The sequence below is a fragment of the Pseudomonas mucoides genome, assembly GCF_015461845.1.
GTDB lineage: Bacteria > Pseudomonadota > Gammaproteobacteria > Pseudomonadales > Pseudomonadaceae > Aquipseudomonas > Aquipseudomonas mucoides.
In genome coordinates this window covers 156,244-181,352 of the sequence record NZ_JACOPW010000009.1, presented here as the reverse complement: position 1 = coordinate 181,352, position 25,109 = coordinate 156,244, and the positions used below count along the sequence as shown (strand labels likewise).

Here is a 25,109-nt window from a genome sequence, read left to right as displayed (position 1 = left end):
TATACGGAGCGTCTTTTTAACTGTAAACCCCCGACATCAAAAAAACCTGGAAAATTTCGCCAGTGGTCTTTAAATCAGCGTTGCGATGTCGATAAAGGGCTTTAGAAGGGCTGTCATAGCTTGAAATTTCCCGTTTCATTACGCCTATGCCAAACTAACCCGCATATAGACAAGGTGAAAACTCTCTAATGGCCGATTGGCAGTCCCTCGATCCCGAGGCCGCTCGTGAAGCGGAAAAATACGAAAACCCTATTCCTAGCCGCGAACTGATCCTTCAGCACCTTGCTGATCGAGGTTCGCCTGCTAACCGCGAGCAGCTGGTCGAAGAGTTTGGTCTGACCACGGAAGACCAGATCGAAGCCCTGCGTCGCCGTCTGCGCGCCATGGAGCGCGACGCTCAACTCATCTATACCCGTCGCGGCACTTATGCGCCGGTGGACAAGCTCGACCTGATCCTTGGCCGCATCAGCGGTCACCGTGACGGTTTCGGCTTCCTGGTCCCGGACGACGGCAGTGACGACCTGTTCATGAGCCCGGCGCAAATGCGCCTGGTCTTTGACGGCGACCGTGCCCTGGCCCGCGTTTCCGGCCTCGACCGTCGCGGTCGCCGTGAAGGCATGATCGTCGAAGTGGTTTCCCGTGCTCACGAAACCATCGTCGGTCGTTACTTCGAAGAAGGCGGCATTGGTTTCGTCGTTGCGGATAATCCGAAGATCCAGCAAGAAGTGCTGGTCACGCCGGGCCGCAACGCCAACGCCCAGATCGGTCAGTTCGTCGAAGTGAAGATCACTCACTGGCCGACACCACGCTTCCAGCCGCAAGGCGACGTGGTCGAAGTCGTGGGCAACTACATGGCGCCGGGCATGGAAATCGATGTCGCCCTGCGCACCTACGACATTCCTCACGTCTGGCCTGAAGCGGTCTTGAAAGAAGCCGCCAAGCTCAAGCCGGAAGTCGAAGAGAAAGACAAAGAGAAGCGCATCGACCTGCGCCATCTGCCGTTCGTAACTATCGACGGTGAAGATGCACGCGACTTCGATGACGCGGTTTACTGCGAGTCCAAGCCGGGCAAGCTGCGCCTGTTCTCCGGTGGCTGGAAGTTGTACGTGGCGATCGCCGACGTTTCCAGCTACGTGAAGATCGGTTCGGCCCTGGACAACGAATCCCAGGTTCGCGGCAACTCGGTGTACTTCCCCGAGCGCGTCGTGCCGATGCTGCCTGAGCAGCTGTCCAACGGCCTGTGCTCGCTGAACCCGCACGTCGACCGTCTGGCCATGGTTTGCGAGATGACCATCTCCAAGTCCGGCGAAATGACCGACTATTGCTTCTATGAAGCAGTGATTCACTCCCACGCCCGCCTGACCTACAACAAGGTCAGTGCGATGCTGGAAACGCCGAAACTCACCGAGGCGCGTCAGCTTCGCGGCGAGTACAACGACGTTCTGCCGCACCTCAAGCAGCTTTATGCGCTGTACAAAGTGCTGCTGGCCGCTCGTCACGTGCGTGGCGCGATCGATTTCGAAACGCAGGAAACCCGGATCATCTTCGGGACCGAGCGCAAAATTGCCGAGATCCGTCCGACCGTTCGTAACGATGCTCACAAGCTGATCGAGGAATGTATGCTGGCGGCCAACGTGGCCACCGCTGAATTCCTGAAAAAGCACGAAATCCCGGCGCTGTACCGCGTCCACGATGGTCCGCCACCGGAGCGTCTGGAAAAACTGCGCGCCTTCCTCGGCGAGCTCGGCCTGTCCCTGCACAAAGGCAAGGACGGCCCCTCGCCGAAGGACTACCAGGCCTTGCTGGCAAGCATCAAGGACCGTCCGGATTTCCATCTGATCCAGACCGTTATGCTGCGTTCGTTGAGCCAAGCGGTGTACAGCGCTGACAATCAGGGCCACTTTGGCCTGAATTATGAAGCCTATACCCACTTTACCTCGCCGATCCGCCGCTACCCGGACTTGCTCACGCACCGGGCGATCCGCAGTGTGATCCATTCCAAGCAGGACACCCCGCACGTTCGCCGTGCTGGCGCGATGACCATTCCGAAAGCGCGGATTTATCCGTACGACGAAGCGGCGCTGGAGCAGCTCGGCGAGCAGTGCTCGATGAGCGAACGCCGCGCCGACGAAGCGACCCGCGATGTGGTGAACTGGCTCAAGTGCGAGTTCATGAAAGACCGCGTGGGCGAATCGTTCCCGGGTGTGATCACCGCCGTGACCGGTTTTGGCCTGTTCGTCGAACTGACCGATATCTACGTCGAAGGCCTGGTGCACGTCACCGCGCTGCCGGGCGATTACTACCACTTCGATCCGGTTCACCACCGTTTGGCGGGTGAACGTACCGGTCGCAGCTTCCGCCTGGGCGACACCGTTGAAGTGCGCGTCATGCGTGTTGACCTCGACGAGCGCAAGATCGACTTCGAGATGGCTGAAAAAACCATCAGCGCGCCGATTGGCCGCAAGAAGCGCGGAACCGAAACAACCGCTCCAGCGGCTAAAACCGCCGCAGAACCGGCACCGGCAAAAACCGGTCGTCGTCCTGCCAAGGAAAAGGCTGTCGAAGCCTATCGTCCAAGCGATGCTGCGGCGAAAAACGCCGAGCTGCGTAAAAGCCGTGAAATGAAACAGGCGTTGCTGTCTGAAGCGAAAAGCGGCGGTAAAGCGGCGTCTGGGGGAAAGACCGGACGGTCGGCGCCTGACAATGCCCCCGGCGGCAAGCCAGCAAAACCGAGCAAACATCGTAAAGGTCCGCCAAAAGCGGGTGCTGCTCCAGCCGGAAGAAGCGGCGGGGCGCGTAAACCTAAGGCTAAACCATGAGTCAGTTGGAAAAGATCTACGGCGTGCATGCGGTAGAAGCATTGCTGCGCCACCACCCGAAACGCGTCAAGCAAATCTGGCTGGCCGAAGGCCGCAGTGATCCGCGCGTGCAAACGCTGATCCAGCTCGCCGCCGAAAACCGCGTTGCGGTCGGCAATGCCGAGCGTCGCGAGCTGGATGCGTGGGTTGAGGGCGTGCACCAAGGCGTGGTGGCGGACGTGAGTCCGAGCCAGGTCTGGGGTGAGGCAATGCTCGACGAGCTGCTGGATCGTACCGAAGGCGCACCGCTGTTGCTGGTGCTCGACGGCGTGACCGATCCGCACAACCTCGGCGCCTGCCTGCGTTCGGCTGATGCGGCCGGTGCGCTGGCAGTGATCGTACCCAAGGACAAATCAGCGACGCTGACCCCAACGGTGCGTAAAGTGGCTTGTGGTGCGGCGGAAGTGATTCCGTTGGTCGCCGTGACCAACCTGGCGCGCACCCTGGAAAAGCTCAAGCAGCGTGGTTTGTGGGTTGTCGGAACGGCGGGTGAAGCTGAGCAGAGCCTGTATCAGCAAGACATGACTGGCCCGACCATCTTGATCATGGGCGCAGAAGGCAGCGGCATGCGTCGCCTGACCCGCGATCTTTGTGACTACCTGGTGCACTTGCCGATGACGGGCAGCGTCAGCAGTCTCAACGTCTCCGTGGCGACGGGCGTCTGCCTGTTCGAAGCCCAGCGTCAGCGCAGCGTCAAGGCTGCCGGGACCGCCAAAAAGTCCTGATCTGCTGCAAATCCCCTGTGGGAGCGAGCTTGCTCGCGATGACGGAGTAACATTCAGCATAAATATTGAATGTTGAGCCCTCATCGCGAGCAAGCTCGCTCCCACAGTGGTTTGTGGTGGGGCGAGGATTGGTGGTATGAACGAACTGTTCAAATAATCACCAATTGCCTTGCGCCTCTCCTGTCCCTTCTCTACAATTGCGCCCCTTGCTGTGACGGCAGGCACGCATGTGTCTATCGCAAGCAAGTCCATAAGTGTCATTCACTCCTTGTCTGACCGCTTTTGAGCGGCAGGCTACAACCCGTAAGGAGCATTCATGCGTCATTACGAAATCATCTTTTTGGTCCACCCGGATCAAAGCGAGCAAGTCGGCGGCATGGTAGAGCGTTACACCAAGCTGATCGAAGAAGACGGCGGCAAAATCCACCGTCTGGAAGATTGGGGCCGTCGTCAACTGGCCTACGCAATCAACAATGTTCACAAGGCTCACTACGTGATGCTGAACGTTGAATGCACTGGCAAGGCCCTGGCCGAGCTGGAAGACAACTTCCGCTACAACGATGCAGTGATCCGTAACCTGGTCATCCGTCGCGAAGAAGCCGTTACCGGCCAATCCGAGATGCTCAAGGCTGAAGAAAACCGCAGTGAGCGCCGTGAGCGTCGCGACCGTCCTGAGCACGAAGGCGCTGAAAGCGCTGATAGTGATGACAGCGACAACAGCGATAACGCTGACGAGTAATCCACGGACCTTTTGAGGAGCCTATTACATGGCACGTTTCTTCCGTCGTCGTAAATTCTGCCGCTTCACCGCTGAAGACGTGAAAGAGATCGATTACAAAGATCTCAACACTCTGAAAGCTTATGTATCCGAGACCGGCAAAATCGTTCCAAGCCGCATCACCGGTACCAAAGCACGTTATCAGCGTCAGCTGGCCACCGCTATCAAGCGCGCCCGCTTCCTGGCCCTGCTGGCCTACACCGACAGCCACGGCCGCTGAGACCGGGCAGTCGACACGTAGCAAAGGATTGAATGCATGCGCGCCATAGCTGAGTTCATCATGCGCGGCCGCATGCAGGCCACTCTCGTAGTGGCTGGATGCGTAACATTGCCGTTGTTGTATTGGTTGGGTGCTGCCGCGGGATGCCTTGTGCTTCTGCGGCGCGGATTGAAGGACGCCCTTGGCGTTCTTGCCCTGGGAATGTTGCCGGCGTTGATCTGGTGGCTTTACTCGGATGACCCTCGGGCACTTCTGGTGCTGCTGGGTTCTTCGAGCCTTGCGTTGGTTTTGCGCGCAAGCGAATCCTGGGACCGCGTGCTGCTGGTCAGCATAGCGATGGGAGTGGTGTTTTCGGTGGTGCTGGGGGCGACGTTTGGTCCCCAAATCGAGATGCTGGCGCAGGCTTTGATAAAAGTCATGCCGTCGCTACTCGGTGATGTCTACGAGAAGTTGTCGGTAGACGAGCAAGCGCATTTTGCGTCCCTGATTGCACCGGTCCTGACCGGCCTGATTGCGGCCTTGTTGCAAATCGTCAGTGTGCTGAGCCTGCTTGTCGGGCGCTACTGGCAGGCGTTGTTGTACAACCCGGGTGGTTTTGGTCGCGAGTTTCGCGCCATCCGATTCCCGTTTTTGCCGGCGATGTTGCTGCTGGCGTGCATGCTTCTGGGGCCGAACATTGGTCCGCAGATGGCCATGTTAACGCCGTTGTGCAGCGTACCGCTGGTGTTCGCCGGGCTGGCCCTGATTCACGGGCTGGTGGCGCAAAAGCGACTGGCCAGGTTCTGGCTGGTGGGGTTGTACGTCACGCTGTTGCTGTTCATGCAGCTGATCTATCCGTTGCTGGTGGTCTTGGCCATCGTCGACAGCCTGATTGATTTTCGCGGTCGTTCGGCACCGAAAGATGCCGATAACGCGAACGGTGAAGGTTAAAAGTTAAGAGGATTTTCACATGCAACTGATCCTTCTGGAAAAAGTCACCAACCTGGGCAACCTGGGTGACAAAGTGAACGTTAAGGCTGGTTACGGTCGTAACTACCTGCTGCCTTACGGCAAAGCTACCGCTGCGACCGCTGCCAACCTGGCCGCGTTCGAAGAGCGTCGCGCTGAGCTGGAAAAAGCCGCAGCAGACCGTAAAACTTCGGCTGAAAGCCGTGCCGCCCAACTGGCTGAGCTGGAAGTGACTATCACTGCCACCGCTGGTGACGAAGGCAAGCTGTTCGGTTCGATCGGCACCCACGACATCGCTGATGCACTGACCGCCTCTGGCGTTGAAGTTGCAAAAAGCGAAGTTCGTCTGCCGAACGGCACCATCCGCAACGTAGGCGAATTCGACGTAGCCGTGCACCTGCACGCTGAAGTTGAAGCCACCGTACGCGTTGTCGTGGTAGCAGCTTAACTAGTACTTGTCGGCTGGCACCCTCGGGTGCTTGCCGGTAACATCGGGCACGATCCTGTTTACAGGTCGTGCCCTTTGTCTTTCTGCAGTTCCTGATTTTCACACACTCAATTCAAGTGGCCATGAACGATATCTCCGCACCTGAGCAATACGATCTGCAAACCGCTTCCCTGAAGGTGCCGCCGCACTCCATCGAGGCCGAACAGGCCGTGCTCGGTGGTTTGATGCTGGACAACAACGCCTGGGAACGCGTGCTCGATCAAGTGTCGGATGGCGACTTCTATCGACATGACCACCGCCTGATCTTCCGCGCGATCGCCAAGCTCGCCGACCAGAACTCCCCGATCGACGTCGTGACCCTTGCCGAGCAATTGGACAAGGAAGGTCAGACCTCGCAGGTCGGTGGTCTCGGTTACCTTGGCGAACTGGCGAAAAACACGCCGTCCGTCGCCAACATCAAGGCTTACGCACAGATCGTTCGTGCGCGGGCGACATTGCGCCAACTGATCGGCATCGCTACCGAGATTGCCGACAGTGCCTTCAATCCGGAAGGCCGCACGGCTGAAGAGATTCTCGACGAAGCTGAACGGCAGATCTTCCAGATCGCCGAGGCCCGGCCCAAAACCGGCGGCCCGGTGAGCGTGAATGACCTGCTGACCAAGGCCATCGACCGCATCGACACCCTGTTCAACACCGACAACGCCATCACCGGCCTGTCCACCGGCTACACCGACCTCGACGAGAAGACCAGCGGCCTGCAGCCGTCCGACCTGATCATCGTCGCCGGCCGTCCGTCCATGGGTAAAACCACCTTTGCGATGAACCTGGTGGAAAACGCCGTGTTGCGCAGCGACAAGTGCGTCCTGGTTTACTCGCTCGAGATGCCAGGTGAATCGCTGATCATGCGTATGTTGTCGTCCCTGGGCCGTATTGACCAGACCAAGGTCCGGGCCGGTCGCCTCGACGACGACGATTGGCCGCGCCTGACCTCGGCGGTCAACCTGCTCAACGACCGCAAACTGTTCATCGACGATACGGCCGGTATCAGCCCGTCGGAGATGCGTGCGCGAACCCGTCGATTGGTGCGTGAGCACGGCGATGTCGCCCTGATCATGATCGACTACCTGCAATTGATGCAGATTCCAGGTTCCGGCGGTGACAACCGGACCAACGAGATTTCCGAGATCTCCCGTTCCTTGAAAGCCCTGGCCAAGGAATTCAACTGCCCGGTGGTGGCGTTGTCTCAGCTCAACCGCTCCCTGGAGCAACGACCAAACAAACGTCCGATCAACTCCGACCTCCGGGAATCCGGAGCGATCGAGCAGGATGCTGACGTCATCATGTTCGTGTACCGGGATGAGGTATATCACCCGGAAACCGAGCACAAAGGCATCGCCGAAATCATTATCGGTAAACAGCGGAACGGCCCGATCGGCACGTCGCGACTGGCGTTCATCGGCAAGTACACCCGCTTCGAAAACCTGGCGCCGGGCAGCTATAACTTCGACGACGAGTAAGTTGTGTTGTGCCTGAGAGGGCCTCTTCGCGGGCAAGCCCGCTCCCACAGGGATCTCAACGTTCTTGTGGGAGCGGGTTTGCTCGCGATTGGGTCGACACTAATTTCCGACCATAGCCGTCGGAATTGGTTATTTTTTGTGCTATATTCCGCGCCCGCGATTTTTCATCTCAACACCGGTCATCGTCATGCAAACAGCCAAGCCGTTATTTGACTATCCCAAGTACTGGGCCGAATGTTTCGGTCCAGCGCCATTCCTGCCGATGAGCAGGGAGGAGATGGATCAGCTTGGCTGGGATTCCTGCGACATCATCATCGTCACCGGTGATGCGTACGTTGACCATCCGTCGTTCGGCATGGCGATCATCGGCCGGCTGCTGGAGTCGCAAGGCTTCCGCGTCGGGATCATTGCCCAGCCGAACTGGCAGTCCAAAGACGACTTCATGAAGCTCGGCGAGCCGAACCTGTTCTTCGGTGTCGCGGCCGGCAACATGGACTCGATGATCAACCGCTACACCGCCGACAAGAAAATCCGCTCTGACGACGCCTACACCCCCGGTGGCCTGGCGGGCAAGCGGCCGGACCGTGCGAGCCTGGTTTACAGCCAGCGCTGCAAGGAAGCCTACAACCACGTGCCGATCGTGCTCGGTGGCATCGAAGCGTCCCTGCGCCGCATCGCCCACTACGATTACTGGCAGGACCGGGTGCGCAACTCGATCCTGATCGACGCCTGTGCCGACATCCTGCTCTACGGCAACGCCGAGCGTGCGATCGTCGAAGTCGCCCAGCGTCTGTCCTACGGTCACAAGATCGAAGACATCACCGACGTGCGCGGCACCGCGTTCATCCGTCGTGATACGCCGAAAGACTGGTACGAAGTCGATTCCACGCGCATCGACCGTCCGGGCAAGGTCGACAAGATCATCAACCCGTACGTGAACACCCAGGACACCCAGGCCTGCGCCATCGAGCAGGAAAAAGGGCCGGTTGAAGATCCGACTGAAGCCAAGGTCGTACAGATCCTGGCCAGCCCGAAGATGACCCGCGACAAGACCGTGATTCGTCTGCCGTCGGTAGAAAAAGTCCGTGGCGACGCCGTTCTGTACGCTCACGCCAACCGCGTGCTTCACCTTGAAACCAACCCGGGCAACGCCCGCGCGCTGGTGCAGAAGCATGGCGACGTCGATGTCTGGTTCAACCCGCCGCCGATTCCGATGACCACTGAAGAAATGGACTACGTGTTCGGCATGCCCTATGCGCGCATCCCGCACCCGGCGTACGGCAAGGAAAAGATTCCGGCCTACGACATGATCCGCTTCTCGGTGAACATCATGCGTGGCTGCTTCGGCGGCTGCACCTTCTGCTCGATCACCGAGCACGAAGGCCGGATCATTCAGAACCGCTCCGAAGAGTCGATCATTCGCGAAATCGAAGAGATCCGCGACAAGGTGCCGGGTTTCACCGGCGTCATTTCCGACCTCGGCGGCCCGACCGCGAACATGTACCGCATCGCCTGCAAGAGCCCGGAAATCGAATCCGCGTGCCGCAAGCCTTCGTGCGTGTTCCCTGGCATCTGCCCGAACCTGAACACCGATCACTCGTCGTTGATTCAGCTCTACCGCAGCGCCCGTGCCTTGCCGGGCGTGAAGAAAATTTTGATCGCTTCCGGCCTGCGCTACGACCTCGCGGTCGAGTCGCCGGAATACGTCAAGGAGCTGGTGACCCACCACGTCGGTGGTTACCTCAAGATCGCCCCGGAACACACCGAGGAAGGTCCGCTCAACCAGATGATGAAGCCCGGCATTGGCAGCTATGACAAGTTCAAGCGCATGTTCGAGAAGTACTCCAAGGAAGCCGGGAAAGAGCAGTACCTGATTCCGTACTTCATCGCCGCCCACCCGGGCACCACCGACGAAGACATGATGAACCTGGCCCTGTGGCTCAAGGGCAACGGCTTCCGCGCCGACCAGGTGCAGGCGTTCTACCCGTCGCCGATGGCCACCGCCACCGCGATGTACCATTCGGGCAAGAACCCGCTGCGCAAGGTCACTTACAAGAGCGACGCCGTGACCATCGTCAAGAGCGAAGAGCAGCGTCGCCTGCATAAAGCGTTCTTGCGTTATCACGACCCGAAAGGCTGGCCGATGCTGCGTGAAGCGCTGACCCGCATGGGCCGCGCCGACCTGATCGGGCCGGGCAAGAACCAGTTGATCCCGCTGCATCAACCGGCGACCGACAGCTACCAGAGCGCCCGTCGCAAGAACTCGACACCGGCTGGCAGTCACAAGGTTGCAGGGGAAAAGACCACCAAGATCCTGACCCAGCACACCGGCCTGCCACCGCGTGCCAGCGATGGCGGTAACCCGTGGGACAAGCGTGAACAGGCCAAGGCGGCGGCGTTCGCCCGCAACCAGCAGGCGGCCAAGGAGCGCAAGGACGCGGCGAAAGGCAAGGGTCCTAAGCCTGCCCGCAAGCCGGTTGTACCGCGCTAAGCCTTGCTTGAGCTGAACAGAACGCCAACCTTCGGGTTGGCGTTTTACGTTGTGCGCCACTGAAAACCCGGCCGACGGCGCCCCGACCGCAACATTTGCGTGCAACTACCCCCAACCAATTTCCCGCATCGCCCGATTTTGGTGCTGTACTGCCTCAAGCAAATGGAGAAAGCGCCAGCGATGCCGCGATGGCATAAGTCTTGCGCGCTTTCGATAACGCTTAGGGCTCGCAGGAGGCACGCCGTGTCGATTCATGTCGCATTGCACCACGTCACGCATTACCGCTACGACCGCGCTGTCGAACTCGGTCCGCAGATCGTTCGCCTGCGCCCGGCCGCCCACAGTCGCACGCGGATCCTGTCCTATGCGCTGAAAGTCTCGCCCGAGCAGCACTTCATCAACTGGCAACAAGACCCGCAGGGCAATTACCTGGCGCGGTTGGTGTTTCCGGAGAAAACCGATGAGCTGCGGATCGAAGTCGATCTGCTCGCGGAAATGGCGGTCTTCAATCCCTTCGACTTTTTCCTCGAGCCCTACGCGGAAAAAATCCCGTTTACCTACGCCGCCGACGAGCGCAAGGAACTGGCGCCGTACCTGGAAACCCTGCCCCTGACGCCGAAGTTCAAGGCCTATCTGGACGGCATCGACCGCACGCCGCTGCCCAGCGTGGATTTCCTCGTCGCGCTCAACCAGCGCTTGAGCGAAGACATCGGTTACCTGATCCGCATGGAACCGGGCGTACAGACACCCGAGCACACCCTCGAACACGCCTCCGGTTCCTGCCGCGACTCGGCCTGGTTGCTGGTGCAACTGCTGCGTAACCTCGGGCTGGCCGCGCGCTTTGTTTCCGGTTACCTGATTCAATTGACCGCCGACGTCAAAAGCCTCGACGGTCCATCCGGCACTGACGTGGACTTCACCGACCTGCATGCCTGGTGCGAAGTCTATTTGCCCGGTGCCGGCTGGATCGGCCTGGACGCGACCTCAGGGCTGTTTGCCGGCGAAGGCCACATTCCGTTGGCGTGCAGCCCCGATCCGGGCTCTGCGGCGCCGATCAGTGGCCTGGTGGAGCCGTGCGAGTGCGAGTTCACCCACGAAATGTCCGTGGAACGGATTTGGGAGGCCCCTCGCGTCACCAGGCCCTATACCGACGATCAATGGTTGGCGATCCAGGCGCTGGGCCGGCAGATCGATGCCGACCTGCTGGAAGACGATGTGCGCCTGACCATGGGCGGCGAGCCGACCTTCGTTTCCATCGATGACCCGGATGGCGCCGAGTGGAACACCGCCGCGCTCGGGCCGGACAAGCGTCGACTGTCCGCCGAACTGTTCCAGCGCATGCGCAAACACTACGCGCCCAAAGGCCTCGTACATTTCGGCCAGGGCAAGTGGTACCCCGGTGAGCAGTTGCCACGTTGGTCGTTGAATTGCTATTGGCGCCGCGATGGCGTGCCGATCTGGCACAACAGCGGGCTGATCGCCGATGAGCAGGAAGACTACGGCGCTGATGGCGCACTGGCCGGTCGGTTTCTGGCGAGCGTCGCCGAACGGCTGAAGCTTCCGACACGCTTCGTGTTCCCGGCCTACGAAGACAATTTCTATTACCTATGGCGCGAAGGCACATTGCCGCAGAACGTCAGCGCCGAAGACTCACGTCTGGAAGAGCCGCTGGAGCGTGCACGTCTGCGTAAAGTCTTCAGCCAGGGGCTGGATAAAGTCATTGGCCAGGTCCTGCCGCTGGCGCGCACCGCCAAGGGTGATCAATGGCAAAGCGGTCGCTGGTATCTGCGTGACGAGCATTGCCGGCTGGTGCCGGGGGATTCTCCGCTGGGTTATCGCTTGCCGCTCGGCTCGCAGCCTTGGGTGAAAGCGGCCGAGTATCCGTTCATTCATCCCAACGACCCGAATCAGGAATTCCCGGCGCTTCCCGACACCATGGCGTTGAACAGTCCAGGCGCGCCGGCCGAAGCGGTTGAGCGTGAGCCGAAAATCGACGAGTCTGCCGACTGGCTGACACGCACGGCGTTCTGCGCTGAAGCCCGGGAAGGGCGGTTGTACCTGTTCATGCCGCCGCTGGAGCGGGTCGAGGATTATCTGGAACTGGTCACCGCCATCGAGGCCACTGCCGAAGAGCTGCATTGCCCGGTGTTGCTGGAAGGCTATGAACCGCCAAGCGATCCGCGTCTGAGCAACTTTCGTATCACCCCGGATCCGGGCGTGATCGAAGTCAACGTGCAGCCATCCGCGACCTGGGACGAGTTGGTTGAGCGCACCGAGTTTCTGTACGAAGAAGCGCGCCAGACCCGACTGACCACCGAAAAATTCATGATTGACGGGCGGCACACAGGCACGGGGGGCGGTAACCATTTTGTGCTCGGCGGCGCGACCCCGGCCGACTCGCCGTTTCTGCGTCGTCCCGACTTGCTGCGCAGCTTGATCAGCTACTGGCATAACCATCCGTCGCTGTCCTACCTGTTTTCCGGGCTGTTCATCGGCCCGACGTCCCAGGCACCGCGCGTCGATGAAGCGCGCAACGATGCGCTGTATGAACTGGAAATCGCCTTCGCCCAAATGCCTGCACCGGGTGAGGAATGCGCGCCATGGCGGGTGGATCGGTTGCTGCGTAACCTGCTGATCGACGTGACCGGCAACACCCACCGTGCCGAATTCTGCATCGACAAACTCTATTCGCCGGACGGTGCCACCGGACGTCTTGGCTTGCTGGAGTTGCGTGCCTTTGAAATGCCTCCACACGCGCGCATGAGCCTGGCTCAGCAATTGTTGCTGCGAGCGCTGGTCGCGCGGTTCTGGCGTGAGCCTTATGCGCCGCCGAAGCTCGCGCGCTGGGGCACGGAGCTGCACGACCGGTTCTTGTTGCCGCACTTTATCGAACAGGATTTCGCTGACGTCATTGTCGATCTCAATGCGGCCGGGTATCCGGTGCGGGCCGAGTGGTTCGCCGCGCATCTGGAGTTCCGTTTTCCCAAGGTCGGTGATTACGCGGTCAGCGGCATTGAACTGCAATTGCGTCAGGCACTGGAACCGTGGCATGTGTTGGGTGAGGAGGGCGCGGTCGGCGGCACGGTGCGGTATGTGGATTCATCGCTGGAGCGTTTGCAGGTCAAGCTCACCGGCCTGCCACCGCAACGTTATCTGCTGACCTGCAATGGTATTCCGGTGCCGTTGCAACCCACCGGACGGGTTGGGGAGTTTGTTGCCGGCGTGCGTTTTCGCGCCTGGCAACCGGCCAACTGTTTGCAACCGACCATCCCGGTCCACGCGCCATTGGTGTTCGACTTGCTCGACACCTGGATGCAGCGTTCGCTAGGCGGCTGCCAATACCACGTGGCCCATCCGGGTGGGCGCAACTACGACAGCCTGCCGGTGAACGCCAATGAGGCCGAGAGCCGGCGAATGGCGCGATTTTTCCGTATAGGGCACACGCCGGGAAAACTGCCCGTACCGACTGTGGAAATCAACGACGAGCTGCCGATGACGCTCGATTTACGACGTTTCTAAGTCGTACGCGACGCTCGGATTTTTCGTCTATCCGGGCGTCATGAGCGTGCGTTAGTCTGACTGTTCTTTGCTGTCTGCCGAGCTTTCCATGCCTGACCTGCTTGACCGCTACCCGCTGACGGCGGGCACTTATCACGAACTGCTCGACGACAGCGGCACCGTACGCCCGCACTGGCGTCGGCTGATCGACCAATTGCAACGCAGCACGCCTGCACAATTGGTGCTGCGTCAGGCCTTGTTGACCCGGCAGATCCAGGAAAACGGCGTGACCTACAACGTTTACGCCGATCCAAAAGGCGCGGATCGGCCGTGGGAACTGGATCTGTTGCCCCATGTGATTGCCGCGGATGAGTGGGCGCAGCTGTCAGCTGGGATCGCACAGCGGGCGCGTCTGTTGAATGCGGTGCTGGCGGATCTGTACGGCCCGCAACGCTTGATCGCCGAAGGTCTGTTGCCGGCAGAACTGGTGTTCGGTCATAACAACTTCCTCTGGCCCTGTCAGGGCATTGCGCCGCCCGACGGGGTTTTTCTGCATCTGTATGCCGTCGATCTGGCACGCACGCCTGATGGCCGCTGGTGGGTCACCGCGGACCGGACGCAAGCGCCGTCCGGCGCCGGTTACGCCCTGGAAAACCGCACCATCGTGTCCCGGGCCTTTCCCGAGCTGTATCGCGATTTGAAAGTGCAGCATCTGGCCGGGTTCTTCCGCACGCTTCAGGAAACCCTGGCTCGTCAGGCCCCGCGCGATGATGAAGCTCCGCTGATCGTGTTGCTGACCCCGGGGCGCTTCAATGAAAGCTATTTCGAACACTTGTATCTGGCGCGTCAGCTCGGTTACCCATTGGTGGAGGGCGGCGACCTCACGGTGCGCGATGCCACGGTCTACCTGAAAACCCTGAGCGGCCTGCGTCGGGTTCACGCAATCATGCGCCGGCTCGACGATGATTTCTGCGACCCGCTGGAGCTGCGCACCGATTCTGCACTGGGCGTGCCGGGGCTGCTCGAAGCCGTGCGGCGAGGGCGGGTGTTGGTGGCGAATGCCCTCGGCAGCGGCGTGCTGGAGTCGCCGGGGTTATTGGGCTTTCTGCCGAAGATCAATCAGTTCCTGTTCGGCGAAGAACTGATCCTGCCGTCCATCGCAACCTGGTGGTGCGGCGAGGCGCCCGTGCTGGCTCAAGCGCTGGAAAAATTGCCAGAGTTGCTGATCAAACCAGCGTTCCCGTCTCAAAGCTTCGCGCCTGTGTTTGGCCGTGATCTGAGTGAAAAACAGCGTCAGGCCCTGGCTGAGCGCATGCAGGCGCGGCCTTATGCCTATGTGGCGCAAGAAATGGCCCAGTTGTCCCAGGCGCCGATCTGGCAGGCCGAAGACGGTCAATTGCAACCGCGTGCCATCGGCATGCGCGTCTACGCCGTGGCCAGCCATGACGGCTACCGGGTTTTACCCGGCGGTCTGACCCGCGTGGCGGCCGAGGCGGACGCCGAAGTGGTGTCGATGCAGCGCGGCGGTGCGAGCAAGGACACGTGGGTACTAGGGGATCGTCCGCCCAGCGGCGAGCAATGGAAAACCCAGCGCACGATCGGTGTGCATGACTTGGTTCGGCGAGACCCTTATCTGCCCTCGCGGGTGGTGGAAAACCTGTTTTGGTTCGGCCGCTATTGCGAACGTTGTGATGACAGCGCGCGACTGCTGCGGATCGTGCTGGCGCGCTACGTCGACGGCGATGATCCGCAAGCCTTGCAGGCGGCCGTCGACCTCGGTGAACGGCTGAATCTTTTGCCCGATGAAGGCGAGTTGCCGGAGCGTTTGTTGGCCGCCTTGCTCGGTGACGATTGGCCATTCAGCCTGCGTTCCAATCTGCAACGCCTGCAGTGGGCGGCCTCGCAAGTGCGCGGCAAACTCTCGCGGGAAAATTGGCAGGCGCTGGTGGAATTGCAGCGCGAAGCCATGGAACTGGAAACCGGAGAGCCGGACTTTGGTGAGCTGCTGGATTTCCTCAACCGTCTAGTGATGTCGCTGGCGGCGCTGTCAGGTTTCGCCCTGGACGACATGACCCGCGACGAAGGCTGGCGCTTCCTGATGATCGGCCGACGGATCGAGCGTCTGCAATTTCTCAGCGCCAGCCTTTCAGCGTTTCTGCGCGGTGCCGGGGCTTTTGATCAGGCCGGGCTGGAATGGCTGCTGGAGTTGGGCAACAGCAGCATCACCTACCGCTCGCGGTATCTGGCGGTGGCGCAATTGCTGCCGGTGCTCGACCTGTTGCTGCTCGATGAGCAGAACCCTCACGCCGTACTGTTCCAGTTGAAGTTGGTGACGCGAACCCTGAAACGCTTGAATGACGACTTTGGCGCGCCACGCGAAGCCGGTTTGCCGCTGTTGGTGGAGCGGCTGGCGCAGTTCGATCTGGGCTGCCTGGAAAACGCCTTGTTCGGCGAAGCCAGCGTTCGCGCCGCGCTCGATGGGCTGGCCGATTTGCTGCAAGAGATTGCCGACGCCAGTGGCCAGGTCTCGGATCGCCTGGCCCTGCGCCATTTTGCTCATGTCGATGACGTCAGCCAACGTACGGTGTCTGTCTGATGAGTGCTCACTACCAGATTTTCCACGACACCCATTATCACTATGACAGCCCGGTTTCTTTGGCTCAGCAGCTCGCTCATCTCTGGCCGCGGCCCTGCGCCTGGCAACGCTGCACCGCTCGACAATTGCAGATCAGTCCCGACCCGACCACGCGCCGGGATGAGCTGGATGTGTTTGGCAATCCGCTCACGCGCCTGGCCTTCGAGCGCCCGCACGATGAATTGCTGGTCAATGCCAGCCTGACCGTCGAGGTCCTGCCCCGGCCCGTGCTGGACTTCAAACAGTCGCCGCCCTGGGAGGACACCCGCAATGCGTTGACCTACAGCAGCCAGCCGCTGTCCCCCGACATACTCGAAGCCTGCCGGTATCGGTTCGAATCGCCTTACGTGCATTTGAAGCGCAATTTCGTCGAGTTCTCCGAGAGCTGTTTTCCCGCGGGGCGACCGTTGCTGTGGGGCGTTCAGGCCCTGATGGAGAAAATCTTCAGCGAGTTCACCTTCGACGCCGAAGCGACCCAAGTGGCGACGCCGTTGGTGGAAGTGCTGGAGCGCCGACGCGGGGTCTGCCAGGATTTCGCCCACCTGATGCTCGCGTGCGTGCGTTCTCGTGGTCTGGCGGCGCGCTATATCAGCGGTTACCTGCTGACTCAGCCACCGCCGGGGCAGCCGCGATTGATCGGCGCGGACGCGTCCCACGCCTGGGTCTCGGTGTTTTGCCCGGTGCTGGGCTGGGTCGATTTCGACCCGACCAACAACGTTCAGCCGGCACTTGAGCACATCACCCTGGCCTGGGGCCGGGATTTCTCCGATGTTTCGCCATTGCGTGGGGTGATTCTGGGGGGCGGCAATCACGACCCGGAAGTCCGCGTCACCGTAATGCCAATGGATTAACACAGATCCCCTGTAGGAGTGTGTGTGTTCTATGGATTGGGGTATTTCAGAGGGGGACTGTGAGGGTCAGCAAAAACAACTGCTGACCCTGGACACAGATCCGGTGGGCCTGATCAGATCATCCGGCCCTGAGGGTCTCAGGCGTCGGGCGCCTGATCTTTCGGTGCTTCAGTTTCGTCTGTAGCCACTTCGCCTTCGGCATCCGGGTTCAGTGCTGCTGCTTCTTCTTCAGCTGTAGCTTTCTTGCGCTGAAGCTTTTCCTCTTTCTTCTGCTCCTTGGCCAAGTCTCTCTGACGTTTGGCGAAGGAATAATTAGGTTTAGCCATGGGCGATCCTCTGGGGTCGAAGGTGAGGTTGAGCGGCGCATATTCTGCCCTGTATCGGTGCCGAGCCGTTAGCTGGGTTTTTGATCGGTCCATTTTGGCAGGACCGACGGTTGCCAGGCGTCCAGGGCATCGAGCAGGGTTTGCGGTGATTCGCTCACTTGCAGCATGTCACGGTGCGGTGCGCGAACGAAGCCTTCGCCGACGATATGATCAAGAAAACCGGTCAATTTGCTGTAGAAACCGTTCACTTCCAGCAGGCCGAGCGGCTTGCCGTGATAGCCGAGCTGGCCCCAGGTCCAGACTTCGAACAGTTCTTCCAGGGTGCCGAGGCCACCGGGCAGCGCGATAAACGCGTCGCTGAGTTCGGCCATCCGCGCCTTGCGCGCATGCATGCCGTCGACCACTTCCAGACGAGTCAGGCCGCTGTGGCCGATTTCCTTGTCTTTGAGGCTTTGCGGGATGATCCCGATCACTTCACCGCCGGCCGCCAGTGCCGCGTCGGCCACAATCCCCATCAGCCCGACGGCACCGCCGCCATAGACCAGGGTCAACTTGCGCTCGGCCAAGGCTCGCCCCAAGGCAACTGCCGCTTCACGATAGGCTGGGTGGGTGCCGGTGCTGGCGCCGCAAAATACACAAACAGACGTTAAAGACATGCCTTACTCCAGGGTCAGGATGGCCCACAGAATAAAGGCAGGTCAGCTACGCTCCAAGGGTTAAACCTCGCGCTGGGGTGTTTCATAGGTGCCGCTGGCACCACAGGCGTAGGCGGCAAGCAAACTGCGCAACAGGCTGTTAAAGGACATGACAGGCGCTCCAGATCAGGGATGACGGCCTGATGATAGGGCCGGGCCAGACGTCTGGCTGGTAGATTGTTTCGATAGGTGTCATAGCCCGAAAGTTGTATACAATTTTTGATTCAGGTCATAGGAACTTGCGCAGTTTTCAGGCAGTCTTCTGTCCATTCGCACTCTTGTTAACCCTGCCTTGGAGATTCACCATGTTTGCCAAACTTGTTGCGGTATCCCTGCTGACACTGGCTAGCAGCCAACTGATGGCTGCTGAATGCAAGGCCACTGTCGACTCCACCGATCAAATGACCTTCAACACCAAGGCCATCGAAATCGACAAAAGCTGTAAGACGTTTACCGTAGAGCTGACCCACTCCGGCAGCCTGCCGAAAAATGTCATGGGCCATAACCTGGTGATCAGTAAAGCGGCAGATATGCAGCCGATCGCTACCGATGGCCTGGCAGCCGGTATCGACAAAAACTATCTGAAAGACGGTGATGATCGCGTTATTGCTCATACCAAAATCATCGGAGCCGGAGAGAAGGATACGCTGACCATCGATGTATCGAAGCTGACAGCGGGCACCGATTACGGTTTCTTCTGCTCGTTCCCGGGCCACATCTCGATGATGAAAGGCACGGTTACCCTGAAGTAATCGAATCGAGCTCATAAAAAAAGCGTCCGCTTGGGACGCTTTTTTTGTGCCTGACGTTTGACCGAGTCATCGTTCATCGCGGGCAAGCCACGCTCCCACAGGATTTGCGTCGTGCCCATTACCGGCGTCCGACACAAAATCTGTGGGAGCGTGGCTTGCCCGCGAAGGCGTCATACAGACGCCGACGTCCTTATGGCGCAAACGGCATCACCCGCTTGTGATGAGTTTTCTTGTAAGTCTCACAAATGATCTTGAACGCTTCCTCACGCACCGGCTCACCGTGCAGGAACGCATCAATCTCGGCATAGGTCACGCCATGGGACGCTTCATCCGGCTTACCCGGCGACAGGTCTTCCAGATCCGCCGTAGGGATTTTCTCTACCAACGATTCCGGTGCACCAAAGCTGCGAGCAATATCGCGAACCTGATTCTTCACCAGCCCACTCAACGGTGCCAGGTCGCAGGCGCCGTCACCGAACTTGGTGAAGAAACCCATCACCGCTTCCGCCGCATGGTCGGTGCCGATCACCAGGCCATGGGCCGCGCCGGCGATGGTGTACTGAGCAACCATGCGCATGCGCGCCTTGGTGTTGCCGAGCACGAAATCCACCGACACCGCGTGCTTGCCTTCGAAGGCCGCGACTTCATTGGCCAGGGATTTGACCGCCGGGCCGATGTTCACGGTGTGGCGTTCGTCCGGGGCGATGAAGTCCACCGAAGCCTGGGCATCGTGTTCATCGAACTGAGTCTCGTACGGCAAACGCACCGCGATGAACTTGTAACTCTTGTCGCCGGTGCGCTGACGCAGTTCACGCATCGCGCGTTGGGCCAGCAGGCCGGCGGTCAGGGAGTCGACGCCACCGCTGATGCCCAGCACCAGGGTCTTGAGCCCGGAATTGACCAGGCAATCCTGAATGAAACTCACCCGCCGGGCGACTTCTGCCTCAAGGGCGGCCTCGTCGGCGAACGGTGGTTGAACCTTGAGCTGCTCAGCAATCTCACGCTGTACGGCTTGCATGAATTCACTCCTTGCTAGATGTGCTTGAAAGGGCGGCAGGTACTTTGAAAACGTGTCGCAAATAGGCGACGAAATTCGGGTCTTTGCAGTGAGTCTTGCCAGGCTCATCAGAAATCTTTGCCACGGGCTGGCCGTTGCAGGCCGTCATTTTAAGCACGATGCTCATCGGTTCGACACCTGGAATATCGCAGGTCAGGTGGGTACCGATGCCAAAGCTGACATTGATCCGACCCCGCAGCGCGCGGAATATTTCCAGCGACTTGGGCAGCGTCAGGCTGTCGGAGAATGTCAGCGTCTTGCTCATCGGGTCGATGCCGAGCTTGTGATAATGAGCGATGGCTTTTTCCGCCCATGCCACCGGATCACCCGAGTCGTGGCGCAGGCCGTCGAAAAGCTTGGCGAAGAACAGATCGAAATCACCGAGGAACGCATCCATGGTGATGCAGTCAGTCAGGGCAATCCCCAGCAGGCCACGGTACTCGCGCACCCAGCAGTCGAGCGCGGCAATTTGACTGTCGATCAGCCGTGGACCGAGCTGTTGATGGGCCATGATCCATTCGTGGGCCATGGTGCCCAACGGTTTCATGTCCAGTTCCCGGGACAGGTGCACGTTGCTGGTGCCGACGAAACGCCCGGGGAAGTCGTGCTTGAGCACGTTGACCACTTCTTCTTGCACGCGGTACGAAAAGCGCCGGCGCGTGCCGAAATCGGCGACCTGCAACTCGGACAATTCGTCGCTGCTGGCGTTGGCGGTCAGCCAGTCGAACTTGCGGTACAGCTGTTCGCGCGCCTGCTCCAGGACGATCTCCCGGTAGCGATAGCGGTTGCGCACTTCACTGACAATCGCCAGCAGCGGCACTTCGAACAGAATCACATGCAGCCACGGCCCGCGCAGGCGGATGAACAACTCGCCGTTTTCGATGCCGGTGTGGATGTAACGCAGGTTGAAGCGGAACAAGCCGAGAAACCGCAGGAAATCCGGCTTCAGAAAACTGATGCGCTCCAGAAAACCCAATTGATCAGGGCTCAGGCTCAACTCTGCCAGACGCTCGATCTGGAAACGGATCTCCGCCAGGTACGGGCGCAAATCTTCACTGTTGCGGCAACGAAACTCCCATTCGACTTCGACGTTCGGGTAGTTGTGCAGCACCGCCTGCATCATCGTCAGTTTGTAGAAGTCGGTGTCGAGCAGGTTCTGCACGATGCGATCGCCAAACACGCTCTCGCTCATAACGGGGTTCTCCGCATTGAATGGGGGTAGTGGCGCATATCACGGGTAAAAATTGCCAGCGATTTTTTGGACAACAGCAGACCCCTGTGGGACCGAGCAAGCTCGTTCCCACAGGGATTGAGTGAAACTTTAGATTTGTGCTCCATCCGGGCTATCTATCTGCTCCAGCATCCATTTCACAAAATCCCGCACCTTGGGCACTTCCGCCGAATGCTCGGGATACGCCAGGTAATAGGCGTCCGTGCTCGGCATCGCGTGTTTCCAGGGGATGACCAGTTTGCCGTCGGCCAATTCCTCTTCCACCAAAAACCTTGGCAACAGCGCCACGCCGCAGCCGACCTGGGCGGCGCGAATGCACATGTAGAAGGTTTCAAACCGCGGGCCATGGTAGCTGTGTTCGGTGTGGTAGCCCTGACTGTCGAACCAGTCGTGCCAGGCCTGCGGGCGAGAAGCGTTTTGCAGCAGGACCAGGTCGGTGAGCTGTGTCGGGTCGGTGAACGGCTTGTCGGGGAGGCTGCCCGGTGCGCAAACCGGCACCAGTTCTTCGCCGAACAGCTTCAGGCATTCGGTCCCGGGCCTTGAACCCTGGCCGAAGTAGAACGCCAGATCGCTGCGACCTTGCAATAAATCGTCGGCTTCCTGCTCGCTGCACAGGTCCAGATGGATCGAGGGATGGCGCAGGCGCCAACCTTTCAGGCGCGGCACCAACCAGCGCGCACCGAACGTTGGCGGAGTCGAGACGCGCAAGACTTCGGTTTCCCCGCCGTAGGAGCGCAGGTAATGGGTCGACATCTCGACCTGGGTGAGGATTTTTCTGACTTCCACCAGGTACAAATCACCGGCCGGAGTCATTTGCAGGCGTCGGCGCACGCGGCGGAACAACAAGTGCTGCAACAATTCTTCAAGTTGCGCGACCTGTTTACTGACCGCGCTCTGGGTCAGGTTCAGCTCTTCGGCGGCCCGGGTGAAGCTCAAATGCCGGGTCACGGCCTCGAAACACTGCAGCGCGGTGATCGACGGCAGGTAACGTTTATTCAGCATGGGTAGTCCTTTTTCTTGTTTCTTTCTTACCAGCAATTCGCAGCATGAATAAACGGAATGATATCTCTCTTAAAGGTCGTTTGTTGGGTAACCTCCGGGGCGCTAAAACTACAGGTCTGATCAGCCGTGATTATTCCGGCTGCACCCTTTGTGTTTTTCGCTTGAGGAGTGACCCATGGTTGCCGCATTGCTTGATCGTCTTGGTGTAAACCCGGCCCTGTACCAGAACGGCAAAGTGCCGGTGCATTCGCCGATCGATGGCAGCCGGATTGCTGCCGTGAACTGGGAAGGCGCGGCTGAAGTCGAGCAGCACATCAGTCGTGCCGATCATGCGTTCGAATTGTGGCGCAAGGTCCCGGCACCGCGCCGTGGCGAACTGGTGCGCCAATTGGGCGACATCTTGCGCGAATACAAGGCTGATCTTGGCGAACTGGTCTCCTGGGAAGCTGGCAAGATCACTCAGGAAGGCCTGGGCGAAGTTCAGGAAATGATCGACATCTGCGATTTCGCCGTCGGTCTGTCCCGTCAGCTGTACGGTCTGACCATTGCGTCCGAGCGTCCTGGCCACCACATGCGTGAAACCTGGCACCCGCTGGGCGTTGTCGGCGTCATCAGTGCGTTCAACTTCCCGGTTGCGGTCTGGGCCTGGAACACCACGCTGGCGCTGGTCTGCGGCAACCCGGTGATCTGGAAACCGTCCGAGAAAACCCCGCTGACCGCGCTGGCCTGCCAGGCGCTGTTCGATCGCGTACTGAAAAACTTCAGCGACGCACCACCGCACCTGAGCCAAGTGATCATCGGCGGCCGCGACGCTGGCGAAGCGCTGGTCGATGACCCGCGTGTCGCACTGATCAGCGCCACCGGCAGCACCCGCATGGGCCGCGAAGTGGCACCGAAAATTGCCGCACGTTTCGCTCGCAGCATTCTCGAACTGGGCGGCAACAACGCGATGATCCTCGGCCCTAGCGCCGACCTGGACATGGCCGTTCGCGCCATCCTGTTCAGCGCCGTCGGCACTGCCGGCCAGCGCTGCACCACCCTGCGTCGCCTGATAGCGCACGAATCGGTGAAGGAAGAAATCGTCACCCGCTTGAAAGCCGCGTATTCCAAAGTGCGCATCGGCCATCCGCTGGAAGGCAACCTGATCGGTCCGCTGATCGACAAACAAAGTTTTGAAAACATGCAGGACGCGCTGGAGCAGGCGTTGAGCGAAGGCGGCCGGGTATTCGGCGGTAAGCGTCAACTGGAAGACAAATTCCCTGACGCCTACTACGTCGCGCCGGCCATTGTTGAAATGCCGGAGCAGAGCCCTGTGGTCTGCCACGAAACCTTCGCACCGATTCTGTACGTGATCGGCTACAAGGATTTCGACGAAGCCCTGCGCCTGAACAACGCCGTGCCACAAGGCCTGTCTTCGTGCATCTTCACCACCGACGTGCGTGAAGCCGAGCAGTTCATGTCGGCGGTCGGCAGCGACTGCGGCATCGCCAACGTCAACATCGGCCCGAGCGGCGCAGAAATCGGTGGCGCGTTTGGTGGCGAAAAAGAAACCGGCGGTGGCCGTGAATCGGGCTCCGATGCATGGCGCGGCTACATGCGTCGCCAGACCAACACCGTGAACTACTCGCTGGAATTGCCGTTGGCTCAGGGCATTACATTCGATTAAGCAGCGGCAAGCTACAAGCTACCAGCTGCAAGCAAACTGGCTTGCGGCTTGTAGCTTGCGACTTGTAGCTGCTCCGACAGGAGCTTGCAATGCCGTTACGCGAAGAGTGTCTGTGGGAAAAACTGACGCCGCAAAGGCCTGACAACGCGGCGCTCAAGGGTGAAGTGACAGTCGATGTCTGCGTCATCGGCGCCGGGTTCACCGGTCTGTCGGCGGCGGTGCATCTACTGGAACAAGGTAAATCGGTGTGTGTGCTGGAAGCTCATCGCGCCGGCCATGGCGGTTCGGGGCGCAATGTCGGCCTGGTCAACGCCGGCATGTGGATTCCGCCGGACGACATCGAAGCCGGCTTCGGCGAAGCGGTGGGCAGCCAGCTCAACCGCATGCTCGGCGCGGCACCGTCCCTGGTGTTCAGCCTTGTGGACAAATACAACATCGATTGCCAGTTACGCCGCGAAGGCACGCTGCACATGGCGCACAACGCCCGTGGCGAGGCGGACTTGCGCAGTCGTGAAGAACAATGGAAACGTCGCGGAGCGCCGGTTGAACTGTTGACCGGCCAGGCCTGCGAGCAGGCGACGGGTACCAAGAAAATCGCCGCTGCCTTGCTTGATCGACGTGCGGGCACCCTCAATCCGATGGCTTACACCACCGGGCTGGCCAAAGCGGCCATCAGCCTCGGCGGTCACCTGTTCGATCATTCCCCGGTGACCCGACTCGAACGCCAGGGCCAGCGCTGGTCGGTGCAAACCGCTCAGGGTTCGGTCATGGCCGAGAAAGTCGTGATCGCTTCCAACGCTTACACCGAAGGTGACTGGACAGAGTTGCGGCGCAATTTCTTCCCCGGTTATTACTACCAAGTGGCTTCGGTCCCGCTGACCGAAGACGCCGCGCAACAGATTCTGCCTGGCGGCCAGGGTTCCTGGGACACCCGTCAGGTGCTCAGCAGCATTCGTCGCGACAAGGACGGGCGTCTGTTGCTCGGAAGTCTCGGTAATGGCAATCAGAAACCGGCCTGGTTCCTCAAAGCCTGGGCTGACCGCGTTCAGCAACACTATTTCCCCTACCTCAAACCGGTGGAGTGGGAATGCACGTGGACCGGCTGCATTGCGTTCACCCCCGATCATTTGATGCGTCTGTTCGAACCGGCGCCCGGTTTAGTGGCAGTCACCGGTTACAACGGCCGGGGCGTGACCACGGGGACAGTCGTCGGCAAAGCCTTTGCCGATTATTTGTGTAACGGAAATCCTCAAGCGCTACCGATTCCGTTCGCACCGATGCAGCCCCTGGCGGGAGTAGGGTTGCGCAGTTGTCTATACGAGGCTGGATTCTCGCTGTATCACGCAGGCCAGTGCTTGCGGATCGTCATCTGATTGTTGAAATTTGTTGCTGGAAGCGGCGCTTTTCGGCG

The 25,109-nt window shown here is 59.9% G+C and carries 19 protein-coding genes; 14 read left to right on the top strand and 5 right to left on the bottom strand.

The window, feature by feature from the left end; translation table 11 throughout:
* Positions 1–188: 188 nt before the first annotated feature.
* From rnr to H8F22_RS28195, 11 genes are all read left to right on the top strand, one after another.
* A complete protein-coding gene (rnr, locus tag H8F22_RS28245) occupies positions 189–2,819 on the top strand; it encodes a ribonuclease R (RefSeq protein ID WP_194940968.1) in 2,631 nt (876 codons plus the stop codon).
* Positions 2,816–3,583, top strand: a complete 768-nt coding sequence (gene rlmB, locus H8F22_RS28240; protein ID WP_027921975.1) for a 23S rRNA (guanosine(2251)-2'-O)-methyltransferase RlmB — start codon at positions 2,816–2,818, stop codon at positions 3,581–3,583. Before rnr ends, rlmB begins: the two co-directional genes overlap by 4 nt.
* Before the next feature lie 316 nt (positions 3,584–3,899).
* Positions 3,900–4,322, top strand: a complete 423-nt coding sequence (gene rpsF / locus H8F22_RS28235) for a 30S ribosomal protein S6 (RefSeq protein WP_003217491.1) — start codon at positions 3,900–3,902, stop codon at positions 4,320–4,322.
* 28 nt (positions 4,323–4,350) lie between these two features.
* Positions 4,351–4,581: a 30S ribosomal protein S18 gene (gene rpsR / locus H8F22_RS28230; protein ID WP_002551829.1), complete on the top strand. Its 231-nt coding sequence runs from the start codon at positions 4,351–4,353 to the stop codon at positions 4,579–4,581.
* A 36-nt stretch (positions 4,582–4,617) separates the two neighbouring features.
* Entirely contained in the window at positions 4,618–5,511 is an 894-nt protein-coding gene (locus H8F22_RS28225) for a YybS family protein (RefSeq protein ID WP_027921974.1), read from the top strand.
* Positions 5,512–5,530: 19 nt separating this feature from the next.
* Positions 5,531–5,977: a 50S ribosomal protein L9 gene (gene rplI / locus H8F22_RS28220; RefSeq protein ID WP_003197251.1), complete on the top strand. Its 447-nt coding sequence runs from the start codon at positions 5,531–5,533 to the stop codon at positions 5,975–5,977.
* A gap of 122 nt (positions 5,978–6,099) precedes the next feature.
* On the top strand, positions 6,100–7,494 hold the full coding sequence (gene dnaB, locus H8F22_RS28215) for a replicative DNA helicase (protein ID WP_007947521.1): 1,395 nt from the start codon (positions 6,100–6,102) through the stop codon (positions 7,492–7,494).
* Positions 7,495–7,681: 187 nt separating this feature from the next.
* On the top strand, positions 7,682–9,985 hold the full coding sequence (locus tag H8F22_RS28210; protein WP_027921973.1) for a YgiQ family radical SAM protein: 2,304 nt from the start codon (positions 7,682–7,684) through the stop codon (positions 9,983–9,985).
* 243 nt (positions 9,986–10,228) lie between these two features.
* Positions 10,229–13,504 carry a transglutaminase family protein gene (locus H8F22_RS28205; RefSeq protein WP_027921972.1) on the top strand — a complete coding sequence of 1,092 codons (3,276 nt, stop codon included), beginning with the start codon at positions 10,229–10,231 and terminating at the stop codon, positions 13,502–13,504.
* An 88-nt stretch (positions 13,505–13,592) separates the two neighbouring features.
* On the top strand, positions 13,593–16,079 hold the full coding sequence (locus H8F22_RS28200; RefSeq protein ID WP_027921971.1) for a circularly permuted type 2 ATP-grasp protein: 2,487 nt from the start codon (positions 13,593–13,595) through the stop codon (positions 16,077–16,079).
* Positions 16,079–16,969, top strand: coding sequence for a transglutaminase family protein (locus H8F22_RS28195; RefSeq protein ID WP_059181724.1), 891 nt, complete (start codon positions 16,079–16,081; stop codon positions 16,967–16,969). The genes H8F22_RS28200 and H8F22_RS28195 overlap by 1 nt, the downstream gene beginning before the upstream one ends.
* A gap of 137 nt (positions 16,970–17,106) precedes the next feature.
* Here H8F22_RS28195 and H8F22_RS28190 read toward each other — a convergent pair whose 3' ends face one another.
* Together H8F22_RS28190 and H8F22_RS28185 are read right to left on the bottom strand one after the other, a co-directional pair.
* Entirely contained in the window at positions 17,107–17,295 is a 189-nt protein-coding gene (locus H8F22_RS28190; protein ID WP_007947526.1) for a hypothetical protein, read from the bottom strand.
* Between the two features lie 68 nt (positions 17,296–17,363).
* The gene (locus H8F22_RS28185) at positions 17,364–17,951 is read right to left on the bottom strand and encodes an LOG family protein (RefSeq protein WP_027921969.1); all 588 of its coding nucleotides are present in this window, start codon (positions 17,949–17,951) and stop codon (positions 17,364–17,366) included.
* A 344-nt stretch (positions 17,952–18,295) separates the two neighbouring features.
* Here H8F22_RS28185 and azu point away from each other — a divergent pair, with 344 nt between their 5' ends.
* Positions 18,296–18,742, top strand: coding sequence for an azurin (gene azu / locus H8F22_RS28180; RefSeq protein WP_027921968.1), 447 nt, complete (start codon positions 18,296–18,298; stop codon positions 18,740–18,742).
* 190 nt (positions 18,743–18,932) lie between these two features.
* Here the strand turns inward: azu and nadE are convergent, their stop codons facing one another.
* The 3 genes from nadE to H8F22_RS28165 form a co-directional block, all read right to left on the bottom strand.
* Complete coding sequence (nadE, locus tag H8F22_RS28175) at positions 18,933–19,760, bottom strand: ammonia-dependent NAD(+) synthetase (RefSeq protein WP_027921967.1); 828 nt, start codon at positions 19,758–19,760, stop codon at positions 18,933–18,935.
* Positions 19,761–19,764: 4 nt separating this feature from the next.
* The gene (gene pncB, locus H8F22_RS28170; protein WP_027921966.1) at positions 19,765–20,991 is read right to left on the bottom strand and encodes a nicotinate phosphoribosyltransferase; all 1,227 of its coding nucleotides are present in this window, start codon (positions 20,989–20,991) and stop codon (positions 19,765–19,767) included.
* 129 nt (positions 20,992–21,120) lie between these two features.
* Positions 21,121–22,032 (bottom strand): LysR family transcriptional regulator, encoded by a 912-nt coding sequence (locus H8F22_RS28165; RefSeq protein ID WP_027921965.1) that lies wholly within the window; start codon positions 22,030–22,032, stop codon positions 21,121–21,123.
* Positions 22,033–22,207: 175 nt separating this feature from the next.
* Here H8F22_RS28165 and amaB point away from each other — a divergent pair, with 175 nt between their 5' ends.
* The gene (gene amaB, locus H8F22_RS28160) at positions 22,208–23,698 is read left to right on the top strand and encodes an L-piperidine-6-carboxylate dehydrogenase (RefSeq protein ID WP_027921964.1); all 1,491 of its coding nucleotides are present in this window, start codon (positions 22,208–22,210) and stop codon (positions 23,696–23,698) included.
* 89 nt (positions 23,699–23,787) lie between these two features.
* Positions 23,788–25,071, top strand: a complete 1,284-nt coding sequence (gene amaA / locus H8F22_RS28155; RefSeq protein ID WP_027921963.1) for an L-pipecolate oxidase — start codon at positions 23,788–23,790, stop codon at positions 25,069–25,071.
* The last annotated feature ends 38 nt before the right edge of the window (positions 25,072–25,109 follow it).